At 57.1% G+C, this 12,605-nt stretch carries 10 protein-coding genes; 6 read left to right on the plus strand and 4 right to left on the minus strand.

Annotated features, from left to right (window positions below; translation table 11 throughout):
• Window positions 1-52 precede the first annotated feature (52 nt).
• Complete coding sequence (locus Pan97_RS06695) at window positions 53-907, minus strand: sensor histidine kinase (protein WP_144971345.1); 855 nt, start codon at window positions 905-907, stop codon at window positions 53-55.
• Between the two features lie 225 nt (window positions 908-1,132).
• Here Pan97_RS06695 and Pan97_RS06700 point away from each other — a divergent pair, with 225 nt between their 5' ends.
• Window positions 1,133-1,393, plus strand: coding sequence for a hypothetical protein (locus tag Pan97_RS06700; RefSeq protein WP_144971346.1), 261 nt, complete (start codon window positions 1,133-1,135; stop codon window positions 1,391-1,393).
• Window positions 1,394-1,400: 7 nt separating this feature from the next.
• Here the strand turns inward: Pan97_RS06700 and nadD are convergent, their stop codons facing one another.
• Window positions 1,401-2,024, minus strand: coding sequence for a nicotinate-nucleotide adenylyltransferase (gene nadD / locus Pan97_RS06705; protein WP_144971347.1), 624 nt, complete (start codon window positions 2,022-2,024; stop codon window positions 1,401-1,403).
• Window positions 2,025-2,153: 129 nt separating this feature from the next.
• On the opposite strand from nadD, the gene priA reads away from it, so the two are divergent.
• From priA to Pan97_RS06730, 5 genes are all read left to right on the plus strand, one after another.
• Entirely contained in the window at window positions 2,154-4,439 is a 2,286-nt protein-coding gene (gene priA / locus Pan97_RS06710) for a replication restart helicase PriA (RefSeq protein WP_196782302.1), read from the plus strand.
• Window positions 4,440-4,553: 114 nt separating this feature from the next.
• Window positions 4,554-6,461: a sensor histidine kinase gene (locus Pan97_RS06715; protein WP_144971348.1), complete on the plus strand. Its 1,908-nt coding sequence runs from the start codon at window positions 4,554-4,556 to the stop codon at window positions 6,459-6,461.
• 82 nt (window positions 6,462-6,543) lie between these two features.
• Window positions 6,544-7,008, plus strand: a complete 465-nt coding sequence (gene rnhA / locus Pan97_RS06720) for a ribonuclease HI (protein ID WP_144971349.1) — start codon at window positions 6,544-6,546, stop codon at window positions 7,006-7,008.
• Between the two features lie 29 nt (window positions 7,009-7,037).
• Window positions 7,038-9,134: an ATP-dependent DNA helicase RecG gene (recG, locus tag Pan97_RS06725; protein WP_144971350.1), complete on the plus strand. Its 2,097-nt coding sequence runs from the start codon at window positions 7,038-7,040 to the stop codon at window positions 9,132-9,134.
• An 82-nt stretch (window positions 9,135-9,216) separates the two neighbouring features.
• The gene (locus Pan97_RS06730; RefSeq protein ID WP_144971351.1) at window positions 9,217-10,674 is read left to right on the plus strand and encodes a sulfatase family protein; all 1,458 of its coding nucleotides are present in this window, start codon (window positions 9,217-9,219) and stop codon (window positions 10,672-10,674) included.
• Window positions 10,675-10,680: 6 nt separating this feature from the next.
• Here Pan97_RS06730 and Pan97_RS06735 read toward each other — a convergent pair whose 3' ends face one another.
• Complete coding sequence (locus Pan97_RS06735) at window positions 10,681-11,703, minus strand: DUF4272 domain-containing protein (protein WP_144971352.1); 1,023 nt, start codon at window positions 11,701-11,703, stop codon at window positions 10,681-10,683.
• 93 nt (window positions 11,704-11,796) lie between these two features.
• Window positions 11,797-12,600: a hypothetical protein gene (locus Pan97_RS06740; protein WP_144971353.1), complete on the minus strand. Its 804-nt coding sequence runs from the start codon at window positions 12,598-12,600 to the stop codon at window positions 11,797-11,799.
• Window positions 12,601-12,605 lie beyond the last annotated feature (5 nt).

Raw genomic sequence — 12,605 nt, forward strand, 5'->3', positions numbered from 1 at the left:
CGTTTGTGACAAGTCCGATTTTCATGAACTTGCCGTGAAGCAGGAATCTTGCCTAGTGCCGGACAGGCGACGTGGGAAGCATTTCGCTGCCTGCGATCGGTACGCCGCTGGAGACAGTCGAGGTCGCACTTGGGTTCGCGGCGGCGGCCGGAATTCGGATCGTGAAGGCCGTTCCCATCCCGACGGTGCTTTGCACGCGGATCTTACCGTGATGGGCTTCGATGATGTCACGGCATGCGGCCAAACCGATTCCCGTTCCCCCTTTGCCCGTTTCATCGGGACCGGTCTTGGTCGTGTAGAACGCGTCGAAGATGTGCGGCAATTGATCGGCGGGGATGCCGGTGCCGTGATCGCGTACCAATAGGTCGACGGTGTGGTTCGCCTGGTCGTACGACAGCTTCAGAATCAGACGTCCCCCTTGGGGCATGGCTTGGCGAGCATTGATCATCAGGTTCAACAGTACCTGTTGAATCTGGTTGCCGTTGGCCATCGCCAGGGGAGCATTTTCGTTTTGGAATTCGAGTTCGATGCGATACTTGCGAAGCTCGCGCTCGAGTAGCACGATCGTGTCGTCGACGATCTTCGACAGGTCAGTCGGCTCCATCCGGTCTCCGCGGTTTTTGGCCATGGCCAGCACGCCGGTGGTGATCTTGGCGGCTCGGTCCCCGGCGGCGGCGATCTTTTCAAAACAGTTGTTGCGGGTTTGTTCGTCCTTGTGACGCAGCCCCATCCGGGCATAGTTGATCACCGCCATCAGCACGTTGTTGAATTCGTGAGTCGTGGTGCTGACGAGTTCCCCCATCGCGGTCAGTTTCTGCGCTTCAAGCAGGCGACGCTTCAAGATTTCAATTTCCTTCGCTTGACGTTCAATCAGCGAAGCATCCGAGGGGGATTGCGAATGGTTCATCCTTGACCCTGCTTCCGTGTTTAATCGCGACTGGTGAGCGGACGAGCTAGCAGCTGGCACGATTCGAAATCGCAGAATCCTTTCGACGAAATCGTTGGCCTTGTCGCACTGGCCCGTAATATGTCTATCGTCGATCCCCCTTTGACCGCTACAATTTGCGCCATAACAATCGGCAACCTTTATGGTTGCTCATGCAAATTACCTAGATCATCGGAGTTCGCAAGGATGCACACCCTCGATCTACTCGACCAGGCCATCGCTACCGCCAAGGAACTCGGTTACCAGATTCGCCGTGAATGGCTCGACGGCCAAGGGGGCGGCGTTTGCGAAATCGCCGGTAAACGGTGGATCTTTCTTGACCTGAGCTTGTCCTCGATGGAACAGCTCGACCAGGTTCTGGAAGCGCTCAAGAGTGATCCCGCCTTAGAGCAAGCTCCCCTGACGCCGCAACTAGGTCAGGTGCTCGGTCGCCGCCGGGCTGCGTAAAAACGATCTAGGCTGGCGCTACTTGCTTATGGAAGACGCGCTGCGTTTCGATGTACTTCTCGACACTACGAGGCACCATATAGCGGATTGATCTGCCGCTAGCGATCCGTGCTCGGATGTCGGTGGCCGAAAGGCCGATCAGCGGCATTTCGACGAAGTGCTGCTTGATATGAGCCATCTGATCGTCACTAAGAACTTCCGGCAGGCGACCCCAGTCGTTTAGGTCGCTGCCAGGCCGGCCCACCGTGCAAATGGTCGCCAACTCGCAGATTTCTTCGATCTTGTGCCAATGAAAGAGAGACGCGAACGAGTCACCACCCACCAGCAGGAACAACTCGGCCTGGGGAACGATTTTCTGCAAGTCACGAAGCGTCTCGACGGTATAACTGAGACCGCCACGTTCGAGTTCGAGGGGGCTGCATTTGAACGCATGGTTTCCAGCAATCGCCAGTTCGATCATCGCCACGCGATGGGCATCCGAGGCGAGCACGCCATCTTGTTTGAGCGGATTGGTGGCGGCCGGCAAGAACCAGACTTCATCCAACGCGCACTGTTCGCGGCAAGACTCTGCGAGAAGCAAATGGCCGTTGTGAATGGGAGAAAATGAACCCCCGTAAATTCCCAGTCGCATGGGTCTCCCCCTTTCGCTGCTGGCCGATGGAACGGCGTGGTGGGAAGGTCGCCTTCAAACTGCTATCGTATCGGTCCTGGGCACGATTGGCCAGAATCATCGCTTCGACCGCCAGCATTTCGGGATTTTGTGAAGAATCAAAAAGGACTTTTCGGCGACGAGTCGACCCCCTGGGAGCAAGACGACGCTCAAACGGGGCTGGTGGCGCAGGTCGTGATGTCGACCGGGCCAGAGCAAACGTTCGATTACCTGGTTCCTGATGCGTTGGTTGGCGAAATCTTGCCTGGCCGCAGGGTTTATGTCCCGCTTGGTCGATCCAATCGCCGCGTGATGGCGTACTGCGTGGCCGTCGAGCGGAAGGAGTACGGCACCCGCAAGCTGAAGTACGTGCTGTCGGCTCTTGATCAGCAGACGCTTCTCTCCTCGCAGATGCTGAAGATGACCCAATGGATGGCCGAGTATTACCTCGCCAGTTGGGGGCAGGTTCTCGATGCCGTCATCCCGGCGGCCGTCCGCGGCAATGCCGGCACACGCGAAGTGACGCTGCTGAGTGTTCCCCGAGAAGTCGCTGTTCGCATCGCCACGATTAAACTGCCTGAGAAGCAGCTTCACGTGCTGACGACGCTGGCTGCTTCCAGCAAGCCGATGACTCCGGGAGACCTGGCCGATAAGTGCCGCTGCACCCAGGCACCCATTACCGGTCTTCGCAAAAAGAAGCTCGTTACTTCGGAAGTTCGCCGGGTGAGTCATGCCCACTTTGATGACCTCGACATCGAACGCGAACCGTCCAAGACGTTGAATGAGGTCCAAACGGCAGCCCTGAAGACGATCCTCGCACAGGTCGATGCACCCCAGCCGAAGCCGATCCTGCTGCACGGCGTCACCGGCAGCGGGAAGACTGAGGTCTACATCCAGGCCATTCAGCACGTGATCGATCAAGGGAAGCAGGCGATCGTTCTGGTTCCGGAAATCAGTCTCACCCCGCAGACCAAACAGCGATTCGCTTCACGGTTCGATCGGATTGCCGTGCTGCACAGCCATATGAGCGACGTCGAGCGGCACTGGCAGTGGAAACGCATTGCGTCCGGGATCGTCAACGTAGTGGTCGGGGCACGCAGTGCCGTGTTCGCGCCGACGCCACAGTTGGGGATGATCATCCTGGATGAAGAGCACGACAGCTCGTTCAAGCAAGACTCGGTGCCTCGGTACCATGCCCGGGAAGTTGCCGCCAAGCGGGCCGAATACGAGAAGATCCCGCTGATTCTGGGGACGGCGACCCCGTCGCTCGAGACCTACTACCGTGCTCAACAAGGTGAATACGAGTTGATCTCGATGCCGCACCGCATCGGTAATCGACCTCTACCGGCGGTGCGCACGGTCGACATGCGCTACGACAAGACGACCAGCTTTCGCGGGGCGATCAGCCGTCAGCTTTATCACTCGATGAAGCGAACGCTCGAGCAGGACGGGCAAATCATTCTGCTGCTCAACCGTCGAGGGCACAGCACGCACATTCAATGTCCGGCGTGCGGTCACCTTGTGGAGTGTCCTCACTGCGAGATTCCGCTAACACATCACATTACCGACGGCAGCACCGTTTGCCATTACTGCGACTACCGTAGTTCGGCACCGCGCGTCTGTCCCGTGCCCACGTGTCGCTATAGCGGGATTCGATTTTCCGGCATCGGTACGCAGAAGCTCGAACAGGAAGTGAAGTCGAAGTTTGGATCGTACCCGATCATTCGGATGGACTCCGACACGATGAAGAAGCCTGGCTCGCACGAAGCGGCGCTCGAGCGGTTTCGCAATCGCGAAGTGAAGATCCTGGTCGGTACGCAGATGATCGCAAAGGGTTTGGACTTTCCCAACGTGACGCTGGTGGGAGTGATCAATGCGGACACGGCACTGCACTTTCCCGACGTCCGCGCCGGCGAGCGGACTTTTCAGTTGATCACCCAGGTTGCGGGGCGAACCGGTCGAGGCGACCTGGGGGGAGAAGTGCTGGTGCAAACGTTGAGCCCCGATCATCCGGCGATTGAAGCGGCGACGCGGCATGACTATGCCTTGTTTGCCGAGCGAGAGCTGCCATTTCGACGCGACTTTCAAATGACGCCTTTTGCGCATATGGTTCGGATCATTGCTCGCGGTCCGACGCAGCCAGCGGTCGAACTGTTCATGCAGCAGGTTTCCGAAGAGCTGGCTCGTTTCGCCCAAGAGCAGGGGGGGGACATTTCGCAGCAGGGGCCGGCTCCGGCACCTATTGAAAAACTGCGAGGCAATTATCGCTATCACTTGCTGCTACATAGTTTCGATCGACTGCTGATGCGGGCCGCGGTGCTCCGAGTTCGCGAAAAGGTGGTCGTTCCGGACGATGTTTTGTGGATTGCCGACGTCGATCCGATCGACATGATGTAAGCCAACGGAGGAAATCTGGGTAGTTTCAGAAGTAGGAAAGTCCTAGAATTCAAAGGTAATCGTTTCCAGAAGTGTTCTGGCTGAACACTGAAAACTGAACACTGAAAACTAGTTATGTCGTATCGTTCCATCAAGCGCGTTCTCGGCGAGACGAATCTCGAACGAAAGTGCCGCTTTCTATACGGAACGTGCCTGCTGCTGCTGATTACTGGCAGCTTCTGGTGGTATGGGCAATCGACCGAACAGTTGGTGCATAACAATAACCTGAGTACCGGCCGGCACCTGGTTGATGCCGTGCTGATGAAGATCCACTGGAAGCACGATGCCCAGGCCCAGAAGAACCCGGAAGGGTGGGACGAGCACGTTCGCGATACAGGCCTCGAACTGGAGTACATGAAGTACGACTGGGAAGTCATGACGCTGGACCCCGCCGACCGCAAGTTGGCGGCGACCAGTCGGCCGGACGAGCGGATCCTGCTGCCAGCCAACGAGGAGGAAGCCGAGATTCTGCGGCGATTGAAAGAGATTCAACAAACCCGCGACAAGGACATCCTCGAGAAGTTCCTCAGCACGCCTGGCATCAGCACCCAGGAGACGACCGACGAGTTCGTCGAGCTAGGCCGCGGGGATGCCGACAATGACGAAGACACGATCGCCTATTCACCAGCGTCGGAAGCTTTCTACGATGCCCAGCGTCAGAAGTACATTTACTACCAGCCCATCTACTGGAAGCGAAACTGCACGGTCGCGTGCCACAATACGAACCTGGAACTGGCCGTCTCGACCACCGGGTTTCCATTGGAAAATGAACTTCCGTTCAACGTGATCAAGATCGTCAAGGATGACGAGATCACGCAGATCGCCTTGACGAAGAACCGCGCTTACCTGTTGGCCACGGCGATCATCACGGTGGCACTTTCGATGATCGCACTTTACTTGATCGTGCGGTACATCATCGTGAAACCACTGACGCACTTGCGGGACGTGAGCGACGAGGTGAGCCAAGGGCACATGGATGTGCGGGCCGAGATTTACACCGGTGACGAATTTGAAGATCTGGCTACGTCGTTCAACCGGATGCTGGCTCACTTGATCGATGCGCAAAACAAGTTGACCTACGTCAACCGAGATCTGGACGGCAAGGTCGATCAATTGGCTCAGGCCAATATGCAGCTTTACGAAATGAACTGCCTGAAGAGTGACTTCCTGGCCAGCATGAGCCACGAACTGCGGACGCCACTCAATAGCATCTTGGGTTTCTCGGACGTGCTGCGTGGTATCGATAGTTTGAACGACAAGCAGAAACGCTACGTCGAAAACATTCAGAAGTCGGGACGTTTGCTGCTGGATATGATCAACGATATTCTCGATCTGGCGAAGGTCGAAAGTGGACGCATGGAAGTTCGCCCGTCGCAGTTCTCGGTCGCTTCGGTGGTCAGTGGTGCCTGCGACATGGTCCGCTCGTTGACGGAAGAAAAGAACATCGACCTGACCTGCCATGTTGATCCCAACGAAGAGCCGGCGCTTCAGGACCAATCCAAGTTCCAGCAGATCTTGACGAACCTGCTTTCCAACGCGATCAAGTTTACGCCGGAAGGGGGCCGCATCGTCGTCAAAGCGAATCGCATCAACAATCGTCTTGAGCTTTCCGTAAGTGACACTGGCGTGGGCATCGCGGAAGAGGACCGCGAAATCATCTTCGAGAAGTTCCGCCAAGGGACCGTGTCGCAAGGAGATACGCTGACCCGCGAGTACTCCGGAACCGGCCTCGGCTTGTCGATCGTCCGCGAGCTATGCCAACTGCTCGGCGGAACCGTGCGAGCCGAGAGCGAACTGGGCAAGGGGAGCACTTTTTTCGTCGACATCCCGTGGGTGATCGAAGATCGTCCCGACGTTCGCGAAGATTCGTTTACGTCGCGGATTGACGAGATTACCAAGGCTAAGCATGGTGACTTTGTTCGCATTCAAGGGTCTCGCCAGATCGAAACGCCCGAAACGATCGATTCGACCACGAGAAACTGATCATCTTCCAGGTGGGGCTTTATCCCGAACGCGTCCCGGGACATAATCGCTCGTTTAGCGAACGATCTATTGGGAGCAGTGCATGGCGGCCACCTTCGAGCCTGAGGTTCTTCTTTACACGGACGGAGCGTGCAGCGGTAACCCTGGCCCTGGCGGCTGGGCGTTTATCTTGAAACATCCATCGACCGGTAAAGAGATGGAGAAGTCAGGCGGCGAACGCGAGACGACCAACAACCGCATGGAATTGATGGCCGTCATCCAAGGTCTGCAAACTCTCAGCCGAGCGTGCAGCATCGAACTGTTTACCGATAGCGTCTACGTCGGTAAGGGAATGACCGAGTGGATGCCGAAGTGGAAGAAGAACAACTGGCAGCGCAAAGAAGGCAAACAGTGGAAGCCGGTCAAGAATGACGACCTGTGGAAACAGTTGGACGAACAGTTGCAGAAACATCGCGTCAAATACACGCGGGTTGCCGGCCACAGTGGCCACCCAGAAAACGATCGCTGCGATGAATTGGCCGTCGCGGCCTACCAGCCCTATCGATAACCCCGACGGATCGCCCTGGTGAGGAAGGAATGTCAGATAGCCGCGCATCGACTCCGCTGCAGCGTCTTCGAACGCCGGTTCAGTTCCTGAAAGGGGTCGGGCCGCAGCGTGCCGAGCGACTGGCGAAGCTGCAACTTTACACGGCGCTCGATCTCATCTTTTTCTTTCCGCGCGACTATCAAGACCTGCTCGAGATCGTTCCGGCCGATGATTTGAAGGAAGACGAACCGGCGTCGATTACCGGGGTGATTGAAGACGTCGACTTCCGCGGAACTGGCCCTGGTCGAAGCGTCCTGGGGGTTCTGGTCCGCGATAACCAGTCGTACGTGCGCGGCGTTTGGTTCAATCAGTGCTTTCTGCGAAAACGCTTTCAGGTTGGGCAGCACGTGATCGTCTCGGGCCGACCACGCCTGCAAGGGAACCGCTGGGAAATGGCCCATCCGGTGGTCGATATCGTTGAGCCAGGTGAGCATCCCGAAGGGGGCAAGCTGCTGCCGATCTACCCGCTAACCGAAGGAATTCGCCAAGGCCTCATGCGGAAGATGGTACATACGGCGCTCGACACACATGGAAGCGACCTGGAAGAGGTACTGCCCGACTCGTTCCTGAAACAGCACGAGTTGCTTTCCGTTCATGATGCCCTGAACAAGATTCACCGGCCGCATTCTCGTGAAGAGATGGAAGCAGCCCGGAAGCGGTTCATCTACCAGGAACTGCTCGTCCTGCAACTGGCCATGTCGCTGCGAAAGCACCAACTGAACGAACGCAAGAGTGCGCTGCCAATTCCCGTTGACTTTCGTATCGACGAGCGGATTCGTAAGCTCCTTCCGTTTGAGCTGACTGAGGATCAGAACAAAGCAATTCACGAGATCTGCCATGACTTGAATCGTACGATTCCCATGAACCGCTTACTGCAAGGAGACGTGGGTACCGGCAAGACGATGGTCTCGGTCTATGCGATGCTGGCCGCGGTGGCCGCCAAGACTCAGGCAGCCTTGATGGCTCCTACGGAAGTTTTAGCGAAACAACACGCACGTACGCTGAGCAAGCTATTAAGTCATGCGAAAGTTCGGATCGGCGTGCTGACAGGCTCGTTGACCGAGAAAGAACGCGCGAAGCTGTTGGCCGATGTTGCCGCCGGTGAGATCGACTTGCTAATTGGAACCCAGGCGATCATCGCGACGGAAATCACTTTTCAGAAGCTCGGCTTGGTGATCATCGACGAACAACACAAGTTCGGCGTCCGACAACGTGCGGCACTACGTAGTGCCGGCAACGATCCCCATTACCTGGTGATGACCGCCACGCCGATTCCTCGCACCGTGGCGCTAGGGATGTTTGGGGACCTCGATATCTCGACCATTCGCAATGCCCCGCCAGGGAGGCAATCCGTTAGCACGTATATCGCTGAGGACGAACAGCGGGCCAAGTGGTGGGACTTCTTTCGTAAGAAGCTGCGGGAAGGGCGGCAAGGGTACGTCATCGCGCCGCTGGTCGATGAAACGAACCGCGACGACACGCTGGGCGGGGTCGAGCAGTTGCTCGAGCATCTGGCTAATGGCGAGTTGGAAGAGTTTCGCTTAGAGATGCTGCACGGACGCATGCCGCCAGCGGAAAAGGATGCCGTGATGCAGCGTTTCGCCAATCACGAGATCGACGTCTTGATTGCCACGACCGTGGTGGAAGTGGGGGTCGATGTCGCCAACGCCGTGCTGATGACGATCGAAAGTGGCGAACGCTTTGGCTTGGCCCAACTCCATCAGCTGCGCGGTCGAATCAGTCGCGGCAAGCATCCCGGTTATCTCTGCGTTTTCGCCAATCCCGCGACCGACGCCTCGCGCGAGCGTCTGGAAGCGTTTGCTGGCACGACCGATGGGTTCGAGTTGGCTGAAGTCGACTTCAAGCTTCGCGGCCCTGGCGATCTGTTTGGCTGGAAACAACATGGCATGCCCCCGCTTCGTATCGCCGACTTACAGCGCGATGGCGAACTGCTGGCCAAGGCCCGTGAGGATGCGTTCTCCATTACCGACAGCGACCCCAATCTCGCTGGTGCGAAGTGGGAAAAGCTGCAGCGGATGGTGATGATTCGCTATGGAAAGTCGCTCGAAATTGGCGACTTGGGATAGCTCGCTCAGGGAAAGTTGAGTGCCGGTCGAGAGTTGGTATACTACTGGGATACCAGCAGCTTTCATACGTTGAGCTACTTCCATGTCGAAAGTAACGTTCTTTGCCCTCGCGGTGCTACTTTCTATCGCGACCGCGATCTCTGCGTCGGCGGCCAAGCCGAACATTGTTATCGTACTGACCGACGATCAGGCGCCGTGGGCGTTTGGTTCGGCGGTTCGTTCGGGGCAATATCGCGAGGTGCCCACTGCCGCGACGCCCAACTTGGATCGGCTTGCCAGCGAAGGGGCCGTCTTTCGCAACTTCTTTTGCACGACGCCTGTCTGTAGCCCAGCTCGCGCGTCGTTCATGACCGGGCGGTATGCCAGCGAATTGGGGATTCCCGATTTCATTCCCCAGCCGGGGCACAAGTTGTACGATCCCAAACACGAAGTCCGCATGGATCCGGACAGCACCATCACGATCGCGGAACTCTTGAAGAAAGCCGGTTACCGAACAGGCCTGGTCGGCAAGTGGCACTTGGGGGACTGGACCGCGCCAGGCAACGCGAAGTTTCATCCCACGCGGCACGGGTTCGATTACTTCATGGGCCTCACCGGCGGTGGCACGACGCCTGAGAACCCCATGCTGGAAGAAGAGGGAGTCGTTCGCAAGTTCGAGGGGCTCACGACCGATATCCTGACCGATCGAGCCATTGGTTTCATTCAGCGGAACAAAGAGCATCCCTTCTTTCTTTGCCTCGCGACCAGGGCACCCCACGGCAAATGGTTGCCGGTGGCGCCGCAAGATTGGGAGCCATACGCGGAGTTAGATCCGACGATTCCTGACTATCCGGGTCTCGACGTCACGCGGATTAAGAAGATGATGCGCGAGTACCTGGCCAGTACGTCCGGCGTCGATCGAAATCTAGGGCGGCTGCTCGACACGCTCGATAAGAACCAACTGACGGACAATACGATCGTGATCTTCACGTCTGATCATGGGTTCAACATGGGGCACCATGGCATCTGGCACAAAGGGAACGGCCTGTGGGCGACCAAAAAACAGCCGCCAGGCGAATACCACAATGGAACGCGAGTGATCTCCGATAAGTATCGCCCTAACTTATACGACGAATCCCTCCGCGTTCCGGCCGTGGTGCGCTGGCCAGGCGTGGTGGCTCCTGGCACGATCGTATCGAACACGGCAACGGCACTCGACGTCTTCCCGACGCTTGCTCAAGTTGCAGACGTCAGTGTAGATCCGAATCTGAAAGGGCGTAGCCTCCTGCCGCTACTCAAGGGTGAACGGCCAGGCGACTGGAACAACGACGTTTACGCCGAGTACGACATGATCCACTACGCGACCGCTTCGCTGCGGTGTTATCGCACCGATCGCTATAAGCTCGTGCGCGATGATCATAACGAAGGGTGCGACGAGTTCTTCGACTTGCTGGAAGACCCAAGCGAGAATCACAATTTGATTCACGACTCGCGGCCTGAAATTCAGCAGAAGATTCAAGAGTTGGATACTCGATTGCGTCGACATTCGCCCAGTCGCTGACGTCACTTATGTCGGGCAGTCGACGTCATCCCAGTCGGCGTTCTCGAATCGGATCAGCCAGTTGAGCGCGACCCGGCGTTCTTGAATCACGCCGATATCGAGCCCCGCTGGAGGTGGCGTCCCTTCCTGGCTGGCCTGTCGGGCAATCCAGTGCAGACGGAAGTGCAGATCGACCTCGTCGAGGATCTCGCTTGCGGGGCGAAGCTGGGCCTCGGCGATCATTTCGTCGCGATCGCGTTGAAGAATGTCGCCAGCCACTTCCGGCACGTCGCAGATTGCCGAGGGAAAATGAAGCTCGTCGAAGTGTCCCAGCGCCCACTGCAAGACGTACAGACATTCATATCGCCAAGCATGATTGATGATCGACTGCTGGTCAGGCGAATCGGCATTCATGAAGTCTTGTTCGACCGGCGACAAGACTTCAAATGCTTGTGGCAAACGCTCGCGAATCTCTTCGACGGGGATGGGCTGGCCAGAGCCTAGACTTTCCGCACGAATCGCTACCGCCATCAGGGCGATAGCCCGGCGGGCCACCTCTTTCGCCGATCGCAGGTCGACTTCGTTCTCGCCGATCACTGGGGGTAAGCCCTCGTACGGCTGTAGTTTCAAAGCGTGCAGATCCTGGGAGACGGCCTGTTTGCGCTTAAGGGCATCGTCGGGGTAGGGGACCTGGGCTTCGGGGTCACTGCCGCCATCTTCCGGCGAAACCAGCACGTTACCATTGGGATCACACACCGAGCCATCCGGCAGAAACACAATCGCATTAGCTTCCCAGGCCCATGCGGCAAACGCGTCGAGGTGATCGTCTTCCACTTCCAGGCTCAAGTGGTTCTGGACACGCTCGATATGGCGATAAACGTGATACAGCGTTTGCGTCATTTCACGCTCGCCACCTTGCATTATGAAGCCGATGAACCCGTTTAAGTGCTCGGCAAGTTCCGGGTCCGAAAGATCGCGGCTTCCGATCAACTCGTGAGGAAATTCCAATGAAGGCGGATTGCGATGCGTGCAATAAGCGTTGATGAGCATGGCAACAGGTTAGAACGAGGGTACTTAAGGATGAGACGAAGACATGGAGCGGATTGTAGCGAAAACGGATTGCCAATGCGCTCAGAAACTGGGTTACTCTTCCTTCTTATCCCAGCCGAATTTAAGGGAGGGAAGTTTCCAACCTTCTTTCTTCTCATCCTCGGAGGTTGAATCGTTCTCGTCCGAAGTAGCGGTCGCGTCCGCAGGCCCGTTTTTGATCGGCTCTTCTACTTTGGCCTGGTCTTCAACTTCCTCTTGCTTGTTGAAGAACCTCCCGAACTCACTGACCGCCTTATCGACGAATTGATCGCGAATTTCTTTCGCCGTCGTCTTATGGTATCGAACGGCTGAGATATCGTCCGCGGAATTGGGCCGGCCGTCGGGACCATTCGAACGGACGACCACTTGGGTACCGACGATGTAATCATTTTCTTGCAGGACGATCGCGTTATCCCAGGCATCGTGCTGGTCCGAAGGGCCGGGGACCAATATTCTTCCGTCATCCTTTTCTAATTGGGCGATGTAGGCATCGGCCAGTGCGTCGACCTGATCCTGAGTTCGTGCGGTCCGAGAGTGCTGGATTCCGTTTCGAATGAGAAACGTAAAGCCGACCGCGACGACTACCAAGAATCCCACGGTTAAGATCGCCGTTACCACCGGTCCCGGCACCTCGGAGGCCTTGCGTGGACCTTGGCGATATCGTTCGCGAGCCGAGGTGATTCCCTTGAATAGCGCCGTGATGAGAAGTTCCAAAAAGAAATTGGCGATCTCGGCGATTAGCGTCGCGACGGCGATCACGAGGCCCAGTAAGGCTTCGAAGAAAGCGATCAGGGGGGCGAAAATTATCGCGAGCAGGTCACTCACCGAGGGGATACTCCGCAACTTACGGGATGGCATTCCAT

The sequence above is a fragment of the Bremerella volcania genome, assembly GCF_007748115.1.
GTDB classification, from domain to species: Bacteria; Planctomycetota; Planctomycetia; order Pirellulales; family Pirellulaceae; genus Bremerella; species Bremerella volcania.

Coding starts and splice junctions, on each gene's coding strand:
- Pan97_RS06715 (WP_144971348.1), top strand. CDS start 4,554: ATGTCGTATCGTTCCATCAAGCGCGTTCTCGGCGAGACGAATCTCGAA.
- Pan97_RS06740 (WP_144971353.1), bottom strand. CDS start 12,600: ATGCCATCCCGTAAGTTGCGGAGTATCCCCTCGGTGAGTGACCTGCTC.
- Pan97_RS06700 (WP_144971346.1), top strand. CDS start 1,133: ATGCACACCCTCGATCTACTCGACCAGGCCATCGCTACCGCCAAGGAA.
- recG (WP_144971350.1), top strand. CDS start 7,038: ATGTCAGATAGCCGCGCATCGACTCCGCTGCAGCGTCTTCGAACGCCG.
- Pan97_RS06695 (WP_144971345.1), bottom strand. CDS start 907: ATGAACCATTCGCAATCCCCCTCGGATGCTTCGCTGATTGAACGTCAA.
- rnhA (WP_144971349.1), top strand. CDS start 6,544: ATGGCGGCCACCTTCGAGCCTGAGGTTCTTCTTTACACGGACGGAGCG.
- Pan97_RS06730 (WP_144971351.1), top strand. CDS start 9,217: ATGTCGAAAGTAACGTTCTTTGCCCTCGCGGTGCTACTTTCTATCGCG.
- Pan97_RS06735 (WP_144971352.1), bottom strand. CDS start 11,703: ATGCTCATCAACGCTTATTGCACGCATCGCAATCCGCCTTCATTGGAA.
- nadD (WP_144971347.1), bottom strand. CDS start 2,024: ATGCGACTGGGAATTTACGGGGGTTCATTTTCTCCCATTCACAACGGC.